The organism is Streptomyces sp. NPDC056486, from assembly GCF_042795295.1.
Lineage (GTDB): Bacteria > Actinomycetota > Actinomycetes > Streptomycetales > Streptomycetaceae > Streptomyces.
Genome location: NZ_JBHTSF010000003.1, coordinates 134,131 through 148,860, shown reverse-complemented (window position 1 = coordinate 148,860; position 14,730 = coordinate 134,131). Strand labels below are relative to the sequence as shown.

Below are 14,730 nucleotides of genomic sequence, written 5' to 3'. Positions count from 1 at the left end.
ATGTTCCGAAATCCCCGTGCGGCTCCCGGGAAAGGCCGTACCTCGGTCTCAAGGTCACGCCCTGGAACCGGCGCGTGTCCACGTCACGGAAGAGGAGCTATGGAATGAACATCCTGGTCGGCTACACCGGGGTGCACGGCTCGACGCACGGCATCGCGGAGCGCCTCGCGACCCGGCTCGCGGAGTGCGGGCACGTCACGGTCGTCGTGCCGTTGGCGGCGGAGCAGAAGACGGGGGGCTATGACGCCTTCGTGCTGGGCAGCGCGGTGCATCACGGGGCCTGGCTCGGGCAGGCCACCGACTTCATCCGCAGCCACCCCAGCACCCTCGCCACGCATCCGACCTGGCTGTACAGCGTCAGCGTGCCGCCCCACGCGGGACACTGGCCCGTCCGTCGCAGCGTCGAGCCCCGGCAGCTGGCCGGGATCCGCTCCCTCATCCGCCCCTGGGAGCACCAGATGCTGGCCGGAGCCGTCTACCGCGATCATGTTCCGGGGTGGCGGCATCTGGCCTTCCGGGCGCGCGGCGGACGTTACGGCGACCACCGGGACTGGAAGGCCGTCGACAACTGGGCGGAGCGTATCCACCGCGGGCTCGCCAGTGCCGACGCCGCCGACACGGGCCTGTGACTCCGCGGAACACGACTGGTCGACGCGGACCGGGCTCGCCGGGCCCCGCGGGACACGGCGAACTCGCGGACCCCTCCCTGGGCGGCACGCGCAGCCTGTTGGAGGCGGTACTGCGGGAACTCAACCAGGGCCTGCACGGCTGCCAGGCCCGAACGCCGCTGATACCACGCACAAGGCCATGCGACAACAGGTCTGACACCAGCGGCAGTTGACGGCGTTGTGGCGGCCGTCGCCATTCTGCCCCGGTTGTGGTGGCTCCTACGGTTGCCGGCACCCCGGCGTCCCGGCCCGCAGCAGGAGCGGACGGTCTCCGGGGTCGCGTGATCCGCCCCGGAGACCGCGTAGCCCTCCGTCGGGAGCCGCCATGCCGTCGTACGAGAGACATGTGAATCCGCAGTCGTCCGAAGGGCCGCTTGCCCGGGCGAAGGGAAGGGGGCGGTGGCGCCGGGCCCTGGGGCGTGTGACCGCCGTCGTGGGCCTGGTCGTGGCCGGAGCGGTGTTCGCGCCGTCGCCCGCCGCACAGGCCGCGCCGACAGCCGTCGCCCTGGAGAAGGTCGCCGACTTCGGCGCCAATCCGGGCAGCCTGAACATGTACGTGTACCGTCCGGCCACCCTGGCGGCGAACCCCGCGGTGGTGGTGGCCATGCACGGCTGCAGTCAGAGCGCGCAGCTGTACGCCGACAACGCGGGCCTGGTGAAATTCGCCGACCAGCACGGCTTCCTGCTCGTCTTCCCCGAGCAGACGTCCGCCAACAACAGCAGCAAGTGCTTCAACTGGTTCCAGCCAGGGGACACCCGACGCGGGCAGGGCGAGGCCGCGTCGATCCGTCAGATGGTGGCGCACGCCGGTTCCGCGTACGACGCCGATCCGGAACGTGCGTACGTCACCGGTCTGTCGGCCGGTGGCGCCATGACGTCGGTGATGCTCGCCACCTACCCGGACGTGTTCAAGGCGGGCGCCGTGATCGCGGGCCTCCCGTACGACTGCGCCGACGACGTGCTTTCGGCGTACAGCTGCATGAACCCCGGCGTCGACCGCACCCCAGCGGCCTGGGCACAAGGCGTCCGTGACGCCCACCCCGGCTATGGCGGCCCCTGGCCGCGGGTGGCGATCTGGCAGGGCGACAACGACCCCACCGTCGCCAAGAGGAACGCCGACGAACTGCGTGACCAGTGGACCGCCGTCAACGGCCTCGACCAGAGCCCGGACCGCACCTCCACCATCGGCCCCAATTCGACGCGCAGGGAGCAGTACCTCGGGACGGACGGGAGCGTCGCCGTAGAAGTCGACCGCGTCCCCTCCATCGCCCACGGCACCCCGGTCGACCCGGGAACAGGCGCACAGGAGTGCGGTGCGACCGGAACGGCGAACTTCATCGACTCCATCTGTTCCAGCTACTGGATCACCGGCTTCTTCGGCCTGGACGGCTCCGCCCCGGCCCCCGGCGGCCTGCCCGCCCCGAGCGGCCTGGCCACGACCGGCGCGAGTGACACGTCCGTCACTCTGAACTGGAGCAGCGTCGAGGGCGCCGCGTCGTACGCCGTGTACAGGGACGGTGTCCGGGTCGCCACGCCGACAGGGCCTCCGTTCACGGACGCCGGTCTCAGCTCCGGCGCCAGCCACACGTACAGCGTCGCCGCTCGCGATGCGGCCGGCACAGCAGGTACGCGGTCGGCCCAGGTCACCGCCTCCACCACGGGCTCCGCCGCCAAGTGCTGGACCGCGAACAACTATCAGCAGGTCCAGGCCGGGCGGGCCACCACCAACGGCGGCTACGTCTACGCCAAGGGCTCGAACCAGAACATGGGCCTCTACAACACGGCCGTCACGCACACCCTCAAGGAATCGCCAATCGGCCATTACGTCATTGCCGACGGCACCTGCCCCTGACGAACTCCCACAGCACCTGACAGCGGTGGCGCCGGACTTCGGTCCTGCCACCGCTGCTCCACGTAGCCGCCGTACGCGTTCACGACCACCGGAGGTACCACCCGTGCCCGTCATGGATCCGCCCAGACCTCTGCCCCGTAAGGTGCGCCCCGCCCTCCCGCTCCGCAGTGCCATCGCCTTGACGGCGATGCTCGTCACGCTCGCCGCGGTCCCTGCGGCGGCCGAACAGCGTGGCGGAGGCCAGGGCGGCAGTACAGGGCAGCATTGCGCGTCGTCGGCGCGCCTGAAGGTGCCCGGCGCCGAACGTCAGGAGAAGTCCTGCCTGGCCGAGTTGACCACCGCGGGGACGATCACCTCCGGCCACACGGACCCGGCCGACTGGGCGGGACTGACCCCCGCCGCTCTCACGACGCCTCGCGGTGTGTCCGGCATTCAGATCGACGGCTACTTCCCCGACACCTCGGCGACCAACACCAACCACGGTGGGAAGCACGACGCGCAGTTCGTCATCCGCCTGCCCGACCGGTGGAACGGCGGCCTGGTGGTCGCGGGCACCCCCGGGGTCCGCGAGCAGTACGCCAACGACCGGGCGATCGGCGACTGGGTGCTCTCCCGGGGCTACGCGTTCGCCTCGACCGACAAGGGCAACACCGGCGCCGCCTTCTACCGGGACGGGGACGGTCCTGGCGACGCGATCGCCGAATGGAACGAACGCGTCACCCAACTCACCCGCGCCGCCCGGACAGTGGTCGCGCAGCGATACCACCGGGCTCCCGCGCGTACGCTGGCCACCGGCATGTCCAACGGCGGGTATCTGGTGCGCTGGCAGTTGGAGAACCATCCCGACCTCTACGACGGGGGAGTGGACTGGGAAGGCACTCTGTGGAAGGCCAAGGGCCCGAACCTGCTCGACTTCCTGCCGCCCGCGCTGCGCGCCTACCCGATCTACGCGGCGGGTGGCGAAGGAGCAGGCAGAGCCCATCGGGAGATGGTCGCCGCAGGCTTCCCGGCCGGTTCGGAATTCCTGTGGCCCTACCACCACCAGGTCTACTGGGACCTGACCCAGCGGATCTACCGCGAGGAGCTGGACCCGGCCTACGACGGTGCGACGGAGGCAGGCACCCCCTTCTGCGCACCGGGGACACCGGCATGCGACGCCGACTACGCGTACGCGTCCCGGCCACGCGAAGTCCGCGCCGCCGTACGGAAGATCGCTCTGACCGGACGCATCGGCAAGCCGCTGATCACCGTGCACGGCACCCTCGACGTCCAGCTGCCCATCAGCAAGGACTCGGACGTCTACGCGAAGATGGTCCGCGGCGCGGGCCGCGGCGACCTGTTCCGCTACTACCGCGTCGAAGGCGGTACGCACGTCGATTCGCTCTTCGATACGTTCCCCGACAAGCTGCGGCCCCTGGTGCCCTGCCACCGCTCCGCCTTCATGGCGATGGAGACCTGGCTCGACCGGGGAGAGCGGCCGTCGCCCAGCCGTACCGTGCCGCGTCCGGACGCGGCCGACCCGGCGGATCTGCTCGCCCGGTGCCCCCTTGCCGGGTAGGGAATTCGGACAACGATGTCGCACAAGTCCGGGCAGGGCGATGCGTGCCGGAAGGTCGGCTTCCTGAACGGGAAGCCAAAAGGCGCGAGTTAACCTAAGATCGCCACGCTCCCCATTCGTAAGGGAGTTCGGTGCGCTCGGGGAGGTTTCGTTCGTTGTGGTGAAGGTGTACAGGGTCGCCGGGGCGAGTACGCCGTGGTGAGCCGTCTCAAGCGCGGTTCCGTGGGCCGTGAGGCCTTGGTCTGGCTGATGGCGGTGGTCCTGGCGGCCGCGGGCGCGGTGCTCGCCGCACTGGACGCGGCAGCCGAGTGGCGGCGGGTCCTGGCCGGCGGCTGCGCCGCGGTCGCGGTACTGCTGCTCGCCTGGGTCCTGGTGCTGATCCGGCAGTTGTCCGCCGAGCGGGCAGACCGTGCCCGGCAGGCGCGCCTTGCCGCGGTCCGCGAAGCCGAAGTGGAGCACCTGGCCGGTGTGAGGCTCCCGGCGATCGCGGAGCGGGTGCGCGCCGGGCAGCGACTGGAAGGTGTGCCGGGCCCGTTGGCGCCGCCGGGGGACACCGGCGAGGAATTCGCGCGGGCACTCGCCGCCGTTTCCGGGGCCCTTGGATCGGACGAGGCGGTGCGCCGCGAACGCGGCCTGCGCGACTCGGTGCAGGCCGCCTTCGAGTCCGTCGCACGCACCATGCACGCGATGGCCACGGTCCAGCAGCAGGTTCTCGACCGGGTCGAGCGCTCCATCGACGACCCGCACCTCATGGCCGAGGTCATGAAGGCCGACCACGCGGCCGCGCAGATGACCCGCAAGGCCCAGACACTCCTGGTGATGTGCGGGATCTGGCCCGCCCGCAGGGAGACACGGCCGGTCTCGCTGTACGACTGCGTACGTGGCGCACAGTCGCGGATCGTGGAGTACGGCCGGATCGAGGTGCACGGCGGACAGACGCTGTACGCCGTGCCGCCCGCGGTGGAGGGGCTGATGCACGCCATCGCCGAACTCCTGGAGAACGCCACGGTGTTCTCTCCCTCGCGCTCCCAAGTCGTCGTCACCATCCGCGAGGTGGGCGCCGGAGCGGTCCTCGAGATCGACGACGCCGGGCTCGGAATGCCGCCGGACGTACTGCACCGGGCGATGGGCCAGCTCCGCGACGACCAGGACCTGGCCCGCCTGGGCGCGGTGCCCCGCCTCGGTCTGGCCTGTGTGGGCCGCTGGAGCCGGGAGCTGGGTTTCAACGTGGAGCTGAGCGGGGCCTCGGCCTACGGCGGCACGCGTGCGGTGACGTTCGTGCCGTTCCGGCTGCTGACCGAACCTCCCTCGCGCCTCACGGGATCCCACCGGGTGAGCGCCACCACGGCGCCCCCGCAGCCGATACCCGAACCCGGGCCCGCTCCCGCGCAATTGCACGAACAGCATGAACGGCTCGATCCCGCCGAGCACGCGGAACTGCCCTTCCGGACCGCCCCGAGCGCGCCCCCGGCCCCGCTGACCCCTGCGAGCGAGACGGCGGTCGGCCTGCCCCGGCGGCGCAACCGGCGCCACGCCGCCCCGGGCGCGACCCGCCCCCCTGCGCCGGAGCGTCGGCAGGCACCCCCGGCCACGCCTGGGGCCCCCTGGACGCCGGAGGCGGCGCGCGCGTCGATCGCCAGCGTGGTGTCCGGTTCGCTGCGCGGCCGCGCGGCCCTGGACGCGGACCGGTCCGCGGCGCAGGACGCGAACAGTCCGGCGGAGCCACCACAGACCGCTACACCGTCCCAACCCCCCACCCCTGACGAGCATGACGGAGGCCGGCAGTGACCGGAATAATCACCCCCCTTCCCGACCTGGGCTGGATGCTCCGCCCGCTGATCGAGATCCCCGGGGTCCGGCACAGCGTGGTGGTCTCCGAGGACGGGCTGCGGCTCGGGCACGCGTCCGCGGAGAACCTCACCGGTCCTGTGGCCGACCTGAGCGTCGCCGAAGCCGAGTCCCTCTCCGCGGCCTGCGCGGCGATGACCATGACGGGCAGGTCCACGACCGCGCTGCTTTACGGTTCGGGCGCCGACGTACGGCAGTTGATGCTGGAGACCGACCACGGGTTCGTGCTGTTCACCCACGCCGGTGTGGGCGCGCACCTGGGGGTCGCCACCGACCTGAGCGCCGATGTCGGCCTGGTGGCCCAGCAGATGCAGCTGCTCGTGGTGAAGATCGGCTCGCATCTGAGCAGCCTGCCGCGGGATCCGGCCGCTTCGGCGTCATGACGACCCCGCGGCCGGAGGAGCCGACGGCCTCGGCGATCCGTCCGTACGTGATCACTCGCGGGCGGTCGGCATCCGACACCGAGTCCCTGGCCTGGGAGTCCCTGGTGATGGCGACCGACGCGGCGTTCCCCGCGTCGCTCCAGCCCGAGCACCAGATCATCCTGGCGCACTGCCAGGGACTCCTCTCGGTGGCCGAGGTGGCCGCCCACATCGGCCAGCCCCCCTCGGTCGTACAGGCGTTGCTCTGCGATCTCCTCGAATGGGGACTCATCGTGACGCGCCCGCCCGTGCCTCCAGCCGAACACACCGATGTGACCATGCTCAGAAAGGTCCTCCATGGTCTCGAAAGCCGCCTCTGACGCGCCGTCCGAGGCCTCGCAGTCATCCGGCTCCGGGAAGTACCTCACTTCCAGCGTCGTGGGCGCCGCCAAGATCCTGGTCGTCGGACCGCTGGGGGTCGGCAAGACCACCCTGATCGGCACCGTCTCGGAGATCAAACCCCTGTCCACCGAGGCCGTCATGACGCAGGCGGGCGCCCGGGTCGACACCGTCGTGACCGGCGGCAAGACGACCACGACCGTGGCCCTCGACTTCGGCCGGATGACCATCGACGGGGACCTGGTCCTCTACCTGTTCGGGACCCCCGGCCAGCAGCGGTTCCTGCCCGCGTGGCGGGACCTGGCCAAGGGCGCACTCGGTGCCCTGGCCCTGGTGGACACGCGTGACCTGGAGGCGTCCTTCGACGCCCTGGGCAACCTGGAGGACCTCGGACTGCCCTTCGCGGTGGCCGTCAACATCTTCCCCGGCAGCCCCCAGCACAGCGCCGACGATCTGCGCGCGGCCCTCGACCTGCTCCCCGGCACCCCCGTGGTGACCTGCGACGCACGTGACCCCGCGTCCTCGGTCCGGGCCCTGATCGCCCTCGTCAGCCACCTCATCCACATCGCCACGGAGACCTCATGACCTCGCCCTACGCCGCGGCCGGGCCGCCCGACCGCTGCCCGGTCACCGGAGCCGCGGCACCGGTGACCGCGCTGTACGGATCCGACCTCGACGGCGACGCGTTGCCCGCCCTGTACGAGCAACTGCGCGGCGACCATGGTCCGGTGGCACCCGTTGCCATCGCCCCGGGCGTCGACGCCTGGCTGGTCATCGGCCACCGGGAAATGCTGCAACTGACCCGCGACGAGCAGGACTTCTCGCACGATCCGCGCCGCTGGAGCCTGCTGCGGGAGGGCCGGGTGCCCGCCGACTCGCCGATCCTGCCCATGGTCGGCTGGCGGCCCGCCCTGCTGTTCGCCGACGGACAGCAGCACCGCCGGATGCGCGCCGCCGTCTCCGCCGCCCTTGCCGGGATCAACGGCCACGAACTGCGGCGCTCCGTGCGGGCCATGGCCGAGGAAGTGATCGTGTCGTTCGCCGGGCGCAGCGAGGCCGACCTGGTGGCCGACTACGCGCGCAAGCTGCCGATGCGCGTCATCACCGCACTGCTCGGCCTCGACGACGAGACCGGCCGTCACCTGGTGGAGGCCCTCGCCGGAACGGCCGCCGCCACCGGCGGTTCCGCGGACGCCAGCAAGCGGATGGGCGCGATCCTGCTCCAGCTGATCGAGGAGAAGCGGCGCCACCGCGGCAACGACATCACATCGGCCCTGCTGCACCACCCCGCCGGACTCACCGACGAAGAGGTCCTGCACAACCTCGTGGTCATGTTCGTCGCGGGAAACCAGACCTCCGTCAACTGGATCGCCACCACCCTGCGCATCCTGCTGTGCGACCCGCAGTTCCGCTCCTCGCTGACCGGCGGCCACCTCAGCGTGGACGACGCGCTCGACCTGGTCCTGTGGCGCTTCCCGCCCACGCAGAACTTCCCCGCCCGCTACGCCACCCGTGACATGACCTTCGGCGGGCAGCACATCCGCACCGGCGACATGCTCATCCTCGGTCTGGCCGGCGCCAACGCGGACCCGCAGATCCTCCCCGACGACGGTTCACCGGTCGTCGGCAACCGCTCCCACCTGGCCTTCGGCGCCGGTCCGCACATCTGCCCGGCCCAGGACCCGGCCAGGCTCATCACCCGCACCGCCGTGGACACGATCCGCCACCGCCTGCCCGACCTCGAGCTGGCCATCCCGCAGAGCGAACTGCAGTGGGTCAAGTCGCCCTGGAGCAAGGGACTCGCCGCACTCCCGGTCCGCTTCACCGCTCCTGTCCTGCCTCAGCATCCCGCCCCCTTGCCGGAGCCCAAGCCCGTGCTGTGACCGGACACACCGTCAGCGCCTCGCAGCATGCCCATGCCGCAGCCGACCCGCCCCTCACCCAGTCGTCCAGGAGAGCCCGTTGAACACGTCACAGGTGAACACCGCAGCCAGCCAGCCGCACCGCTTCGACCCGGCGGGCGGCTGTCCGCACGCCGACAACGCCCGGCTCCTCGCGCAAGGCGCCGTCACGCCGGTGGTCCTGCCCGGTGATGTACAGGGCATGGCGGTCCTCGGTCATGACGCGCTCAAAGAGTTCCTCTCGCACCCCGACGTCGCCAAGAACGCGCAGCACTTCGCCGCCCTGCAGGCGGGCGAGATACCCGACGGCTGGCCGCTGAAGACGTTCGCGACGGTGCAGGGCATGACCACCGCCGACGGCACGGACCACCGCAGGCTGCGTTCCCTGATGGGCAAGGCGTTCACCCCGCGCCGGGTGGCGGAACTGCAGCCGCGGATCACGGCTCTGACGGCCAGGCTGCTCGACGACCTGGACCAGGCGGCCGCCACGGGCGACGGCGTCGCGGACCTGCGCAGGCACTTCGCGATGCCGCTGCCGATGGGGGTCATCTGCGAACTCCTGGGCGTGGACGCCGAATACCAGGACCGCCTGCACCACCTGTCGAACCAGATCGTCGCCACCGACATCGGCCCCGCAGAGGCGATGGCGGCCAACCGGGAGATGATCGAGGTCCTCGGCGCGGTCGCCGCAGGCCGTACCGCGAACCCGGGAGACGATCTCACCAGCGCCCTGATCGCGGCCAGGGAGGAGAACGGCGACCGGCTCAGCCCGCAGGAGTTGATCGGCACCCTGATGCTCACGATCATCGCCGGGCACGAGACCACCCTCAACCTGATCACCAACGCCGTACGCGCCCTGTGCACCCACCGCGATCAGCTCGCCCTCGCCCTGTCCGGCAAAGTGACGTGGGCCGACGTGGTGGAGGAGACCCTGCGCTGGGACAGCCCCGTCAGCTACTTCCCCTTCCGGTACCCGACCCGCGACCTCACGCTCGACGGCACCGTCATCCCCCAGGGCACCCCCGTACTGGCCGGCTACTCCGCGGCGGGCCGCGACAAGCAGGCCCACGGCCCCGACGCCGACCAGTTCGACATCACCCGCGACAACACCACCACCCGGCATCTGTCCCTGGGCCACGGCGCGCACTTCTGCATGGGTGCACCGCTGGCCCGCATGGAGGCCACCATCGCCCTGGAGCAGCTGTTCACGCGCTTCCCCGACCTCGACCTCACCATGCCGGAGCCCGAACTGCCCCGCCACGCCTCCTTCGTGGGCAACAGCGTCCAGAAGCTGCCTGTGCGCCTGGGTGCCCTGCGGCCGTAGCCGGTCAACCCCGCGCTGCGAGGCGGTACTCGGCGCGGTCCTGCCAGTGTGAACCGTCCCAGACGATGAGGTGCACCGACCGGACGCGGCAGCTCAGTGGCAACAGAGGCTCCAGTTCGGCCTGCAGCGCGTCGTACGCGGCGTCCTGGGTCGCGGGACCCTCGCTGTTCGCCAACGTCAGATGCGGGGCCAGCGGGGGCTCGAAGATCCCCCGGTAGGGCACGGCATCGGGCCAGCGCCGGGTGAGGTCCTTGGCCAGGGCCGTGACCGGGGTGCGCGGCCACGGGTCGAGGTAGAGGACGCCGGGATAGCGGGCGAACTCGGCAAAGGTGAGGGTGAAGGCATCGTGCCCGGCGAAGAGAGCGGACAGTTCGTGGCGGGCCGCGGCGTCGAGCCGGCTCTCGTGCACGAAGGGGTAGAGCACCGTCACGTGGGCCGGGAACCCTGCCCGTACCAGCGGGTCGGCCTCGGGGACCTTGATGGTGAGCGCGGTGTCACCCGGTACGTCCGGCCACCCTTCCGTCGCGGGCTCGCTCCGGGCACACTCCTCATCGGCGTTCATCACGCGCCATGATCGCACCGGCGGGGGACTGCCTCCGTCCCGGCGAACAACTGCAGAAGGGACGAAGGACATGGCGAACAACGCCCTCCTCGTGATGGACGTCCAGCGGGACATCGTGGACCTCGCCGACGACGGCTCGGGATATCTCCCGCGCCTGCGCCGCGCGATCGACGGTGCCCGCGCGGCGGCCATCCCCGTGATCTACGTGATCATCGCGTTACGGCCGGGCTATCCGGACGTCAGCGCCCGCAACAAGGCGCTCACCGCCGTGATACGGGCGGGCCTGCACGTCGAGGGCGAGCCCGGCACCGAGATCCACCCGGACATCGCGCCCGAGGCGGGCGACACCGTGGTCACCAAGCGGCGCGGGAGCGCGTTCTCGGGCAGCGACCTGGACCTGGTGCTCAGGGCGCGCGACATCGACAGCCTCGTTCTGACCGGCATCGCCACCAGCGGCGTAGTGCTGCACACCGCGTGTCACGCCAACGACCGGGACCTGGGACTCACCGTCCTGTCGGACGCCTGCCTCGACCTGGACCCCGAGGTGCACGAACTCCTGACGGGGAAGCTGTTCCCGCAGTGGGCGGAGGTCGTCTCGGTCGAGGAGTGGCTCAAGGCCGTCGCACAGGGTTAGCGCCCCGGTTCAGATGCCGGTGACGGCGGTCAGTACGACGGCCGAGTCGTCCAGGGCGGTCAGGCTGTGGCGCTCGTGCGGGATGGGCGCGAACTCGCCCTCGCCCAGTTCGAGCGGTCCGCCCGCCGTGGTGAGCCCGACCCGGCCGCGCAGGACGAACAGGGTCGCGGCCGTGGGCGTGTCGTGCTCACCGAGCTCGGTTCCGGTGGTGAGCACGATCAGGCTCTGCCGCAGCGGACCGTCGTGCAGGAGCAGCTCGGCGCTGCGACCGTGTGCGGCGGTGCGGGCCTTCTCGAGGTGCTCTCCGACAAGGGCGTAAAGATCGGCCACGGCGGTTCCCTCCGACGAAGAGTGGGTGCGTACGCGCGGGCACGCGTCACCCAGTCTTCCCGTCACCCGCGCAGGCCGCATCCGGCAGCCGGAACCCGATCACCCGATGGCGGCGTCCTACCGGGCACATCGCGCTCACGACCGGGAAAGCGCGGAAGGCGAGGGACTGGGTGGAGCAGGTCGTGGACGGTGGCGCGGTGCCGGGAGCGCGGACCGCGCGGCTACGGCGGTGGCTGCGATGGGGTGTGGTCTCGACAGGGCGCTCGCCCTGGGCGCGCGGCCGGATTCTCGCGTCGCTCGCCGTCCTGACAGCTGCCCTGCTGGCGTTCCACTCCGCCGTGCCCAACACCGTGGGCCGCTTCGGCAGTCTCCTCGAGACATTCCTGCCGTGGCTGGGCCTGGCCGTTCCCCTGCTGCTCGCCCTCGCCCTGCTGCGCCGCTCGGCCATCGCCCTGGTGGCGCTGCTCCTGCCCGCCGCCGTCTGGGGGAGTCTCTTCGGCGGACGGGTGGTGGCCGGGGACCATGGCGCCCACGACGTCATGGCGGTCCAGCACAACGTCAGCGACGTGAACGCCGACCCTTCCGGCACCGCCCGCGCCCTGATCGGCTCCGGACCGGATCTCATCGCCCTTGAGGAGCTGACGCCCTCCGCGCTGCCGGTGTACGAGCGAGAGCTGGCACCGGAGTATCCCCACAGGGCGGTGCGGGGCACGGTCGGACTCTGGTCGAAGTATCCGCTGACGGACGTCCGGGCCGTGGACATCAGGCCGGAGGGGGTCGGGCATGACTGGAACCGCGGGGTACGGGCGAGCGCTCGTACGCCGTGGGGCGATATCGCTGTGTACGTCGCCCACTTGCCCTCGGTCCGCGTGCGGTGGAACGGCTTCAGTTCCGGGCGGCGGGACGAGAGCGCGGGCCTCTTGGGCGCGGCGCTCGCCGCCGAGAAGCTGGACCGGGTGATCCTGCTCGGCGACCTCAACAGCACCGTCGACGACCGCGGCCTCGCCCCGGTCACCACACGCCTCGACTCGACGGGACGGAACTCCGCCTTCAGCTGGCCCGCGGCCTTCCCCGTGTCCCGGATCGACCACATCATGACCCGCGCGGCGACCGTCACGCACGTCCGGACGCTGCCCGCCACCGGCAGCGACCACCTACCGGTAGCCGCCGGTATCACGCTGGACCCCTGATGCCCCCGATGCCCCCCCCCGATTCCCTCTGATTCCCTCTGATTCCCTCTGATCAGGAGTTCAGCTGCTTCCAGTCGGCCTGCGCGGTGTTGAGCTGGTCGGCGAGGTCGTCCAGGAAGTCCTTGGCGCTGGTCTTACCGAGCATGACCTTCTGGAAGGCGGGTTCGTTGTCGGCCTTGGAGATCGTGTTCCAGTCCGGCAGGTAGTACGGCAGCTGAACGATCGTGGTGGCAGGGGAGTTGAGTGCTTCAGCGGCCAGGCGTGTCGGCTCCGACTCACCGACCCAGGCGTCCTTGACCGCCTTGGTGTTGGCCGGGATCAGACCGGCTGACTCATTGAACTTGGAGCTGGCCTTGTGGGACGAGGCGAACTCGATGAACTTCCAGGCGGCCTTCTTCTTGGTGCTTGTCTTGAAGATCGAGAGCCCGTCGATCGGGTTGGACACCTGGACCCGCTTGCCGCCGGCCGTCTTCGGGTTCGGCAGGCCGCGGAACTTTCCGGGGCCGAGGGCTTTCACGTGGTCCTGGTAGGAGCCCAGGTTGTGGTTCAGCATGCCGATACGGCCGCCGTCCCATTGGGCGACCATCTGCGTGAAGTTGTTGTTGAGGTCGGCGGCCGGGGTCGTCTTCTTGTAGAGGGCCGTGTACCTCTCCAGGGCGGCGATGTTCTTGGGGTCGTTGACCGTGGTCTTCGTCTCGTCCGCGTTCCAGAAGGACTTGATGCCGCTCTGCCCGTACACCGCGTCCAGGGCCTGAGCGATGGACCCCACGCCACCGCGGATCGTGTAGCCGAACTGGTTGCTGTCCTTGGCGGTGAGGTGGTCCGCCGCCTCGTAGAACTTGCTCCACGTGGTCGGCGCGTCCAGACCGGCGGACTTGAAGAGGTCGGTGCGGTAGTACAGGACACCGTTGTTCGCGGACGTCGGGACCATGAGCAACTGCGACGTCCCGCCCGCCGAAGTCGTCGAATCGAGCATGTTCTTGCTGAGCTCGCCGTCCAGCGGACTGTCGGCCAGCCGGTCCTCCAGCGGCTCAAGGGCGCCCTGGGCCGCGATCGCGGCGAGCATGGCGGCGCCCACGCCGCCGACGTCCGGCAGACCGCCGCCCTGGATGGAGTTGTCGTACTTCGACTGGGCGTTCTCGGCGGGGACACCGACGTAATCGACCTTGATGGCGGGGTACTTCTTCTCGAAGTCCTTGATGATCTCCATCCAGATGTCGCGGCGGACGGCCGTGTTGTTGTCCCAGAAGGTGATGGTCCCCTTGCCGGAGCCCTCGCTGCCCTCCTCGCCCGCGATACCGGAACCGTCGTCCCCGCATGCCGTGGCGGTGATGCCGAGGAGGAGGGACAGGGCTATGGCTGCTGGGGCCGCTCGACGGGGACCCCTGCGGATGCGGGAACTCATGGGTTCTCTCTCCTCTGAACTATGGCTCGACACGCCAACGCGAGGCGTGCGTACACCGCGTATGACATACCGCGTCTCGTATATGACATACGAAGCGCGGCGAACACGAAGCTAGGAGGAGGTAGTTGGTTCGTCAACGCATCTGACAAAAGTCGCCGCGGAGTACCCGACGGCGATCGGACTGGACGCCGCCGTCTCACGTCGATCAAGCTCGTGCCCGCTCGGCGCGAGGGAGCTTCCTCGTGCCGAGCGCAGGCGATCCGCCTACGTCGGGCACTACGGAGTACGCATGGCTTCCACCGTCGGTGAGGGCGGCGCCGCCGTCTTCGTCATCGACCTGGCCGAGCAGGACTGAACTGAACCGCATTGGATCTAGAACACGTCGCGCAGGGTCTCCAGGAGGCGGGCGATGTTCGCCTCGTCGCGGCGGTAGTAGGTCCACTTGCCTCGCCGGGTGGCGACCACCAGCCCTGCTTGCCGCAGTATCGCGAGGTACTGCGAGGTGGTTGACTGCCCCAGACCCGCACGCTGCTGGATGTCGGTCACGCAGACACCGATCTCGACGTGGTCGGGCTCCTGGCCGGGGAAACTCATCGGCTCCTTGAGCCACACCAGCATCTGACGGCGGGCCGGGTTGGACAGGGCCCGGAACACAGCCAGCAACTCTTCCTCCGAGAACACGCGGTGATCGTAACGC

Annotated in this window: 15 protein-coding genes; 11 read left to right on the top strand and 4 right to left on the bottom strand. The window is 70.4% G+C overall.

Going from position 1 to position 14,730, the window contains the following annotated elements; translation table 11 throughout:
• Window positions 1-104 precede the first annotated feature (104 nt).
• The 9 genes from ACFQ7F_RS03120 to ACFQ7F_RS03080 all read left to right on the top strand — a co-directional run bounded on the left by ACFQ7F_RS03120 (window position 105) and on the right by ACFQ7F_RS03080 (window position 9,912).
• Window positions 105-629, top strand: coding sequence for a flavodoxin domain-containing protein (locus ACFQ7F_RS03120; RefSeq protein WP_383265186.1), 525 nt, complete (start codon window positions 105-107; stop codon window positions 627-629).
• Between the two features lie 364 nt (window positions 630-993).
• Complete coding sequence (locus ACFQ7F_RS03115; RefSeq protein ID WP_383265183.1) at window positions 994-2,520, top strand: PHB depolymerase family esterase; 1,527 nt, start codon at window positions 994-996, stop codon at window positions 2,518-2,520.
• Between the two features lie 112 nt (window positions 2,521-2,632).
• Window positions 2,633-4,078 carry a tannase/feruloyl esterase family alpha/beta hydrolase gene (locus ACFQ7F_RS03110; RefSeq protein WP_383265343.1) on the top strand — a complete coding sequence of 482 codons (1,446 nt, stop codon included), beginning with the start codon at window positions 2,633-2,635 and terminating at the stop codon, window positions 4,076-4,078.
• A gap of 249 nt (window positions 4,079-4,327) precedes the next feature.
• Complete coding sequence (locus ACFQ7F_RS03105; RefSeq protein ID WP_383265340.1) at window positions 4,328-5,866, top strand: ATP-binding protein; 1,539 nt, start codon at window positions 4,328-4,330, stop codon at window positions 5,864-5,866.
• A complete protein-coding gene (locus ACFQ7F_RS03100) occupies window positions 5,863-6,309 on the top strand; it encodes a roadblock/LC7 domain-containing protein (protein ID WP_383265180.1) in 447 nt (148 codons plus the stop codon). The genes ACFQ7F_RS03105 and ACFQ7F_RS03100 overlap by 4 nt, the downstream gene beginning before the upstream one ends.
• On the top strand, window positions 6,306-6,668 hold the full coding sequence (locus ACFQ7F_RS03095) for a DUF742 domain-containing protein (protein WP_383265178.1): 363 nt from the start codon (window positions 6,306-6,308) through the stop codon (window positions 6,666-6,668). Before ACFQ7F_RS03100 ends, ACFQ7F_RS03095 begins: the two co-directional genes overlap by 4 nt.
• Window positions 6,646-7,272: an ATP/GTP-binding protein gene (locus ACFQ7F_RS03090; protein ID WP_383265176.1), complete on the top strand. Its 627-nt coding sequence runs from the start codon at window positions 6,646-6,648 to the stop codon at window positions 7,270-7,272. Before ACFQ7F_RS03095 ends, ACFQ7F_RS03090 begins: the two co-directional genes overlap by 23 nt.
• Window positions 7,269-8,570 carry a cytochrome P450 gene (locus ACFQ7F_RS03085; protein ID WP_383265173.1) on the top strand — a complete coding sequence of 434 codons (1,302 nt, stop codon included), beginning with the start codon at window positions 7,269-7,271 and terminating at the stop codon, window positions 8,568-8,570. Before ACFQ7F_RS03090 ends, ACFQ7F_RS03085 begins: the two co-directional genes overlap by 4 nt.
• 79 nt (window positions 8,571-8,649) lie before the next feature.
• Window positions 8,650-9,912: a cytochrome P450 gene (locus ACFQ7F_RS03080; RefSeq protein WP_383265171.1), complete on the top strand. Its 1,263-nt coding sequence runs from the start codon at window positions 8,650-8,652 to the stop codon at window positions 9,910-9,912.
• A 4-nt stretch (window positions 9,913-9,916) separates the two neighbouring features.
• Here the strand turns inward: ACFQ7F_RS03080 and ACFQ7F_RS03075 are convergent, their stop codons facing one another.
• Window positions 9,917-10,474: a 2'-5' RNA ligase family protein gene (locus ACFQ7F_RS03075; RefSeq protein WP_383265168.1), complete on the bottom strand. Its 558-nt coding sequence runs from the start codon at window positions 10,472-10,474 to the stop codon at window positions 9,917-9,919.
• Window positions 10,475-10,544: 70 nt separating this feature from the next.
• Here ACFQ7F_RS03075 and ACFQ7F_RS03070 point away from each other — a divergent pair, with 70 nt between their 5' ends.
• The gene (locus ACFQ7F_RS03070; RefSeq protein WP_383265166.1) at window positions 10,545-11,108 is read left to right on the top strand and encodes a cysteine hydrolase family protein; all 564 of its coding nucleotides are present in this window, start codon (window positions 10,545-10,547) and stop codon (window positions 11,106-11,108) included.
• 9 nt (window positions 11,109-11,117) lie between these two features.
• Here ACFQ7F_RS03070 and ACFQ7F_RS03065 read toward each other — a convergent pair whose 3' ends face one another.
• On the bottom strand, window positions 11,118-11,438 hold the full coding sequence (locus ACFQ7F_RS03065) for a cupin (RefSeq protein WP_383265164.1): 321 nt from the start codon (window positions 11,436-11,438) through the stop codon (window positions 11,118-11,120).
• Between the two features lie 245 nt (window positions 11,439-11,683).
• Here ACFQ7F_RS03065 and ACFQ7F_RS03060 point away from each other — a divergent pair, with 245 nt between their 5' ends.
• Window positions 11,684-12,628: an endonuclease/exonuclease/phosphatase family protein gene (locus ACFQ7F_RS03060; RefSeq protein ID WP_383265337.1), complete on the top strand. Its 945-nt coding sequence runs from the start codon at window positions 11,684-11,686 to the stop codon at window positions 12,626-12,628.
• Window positions 12,629-12,680: 52 nt separating this feature from the next.
• Here ACFQ7F_RS03060 and ACFQ7F_RS03055 read toward each other — a convergent pair whose 3' ends face one another.
• Window positions 12,681-14,033, bottom strand: a complete 1,353-nt coding sequence (locus tag ACFQ7F_RS03055) for an ABC transporter substrate-binding protein (protein ID WP_383265161.1) — start codon at window positions 14,031-14,033, stop codon at window positions 12,681-12,683.
• Window positions 14,034-14,405: 372 nt separating this feature from the next.
• Entirely contained in the window at window positions 14,406-14,714 is a 309-nt protein-coding gene (locus ACFQ7F_RS03050; RefSeq protein WP_383265159.1) for an ArsR/SmtB family transcription factor, read from the bottom strand.
• Window positions 14,715-14,730 lie beyond the last annotated feature (16 nt).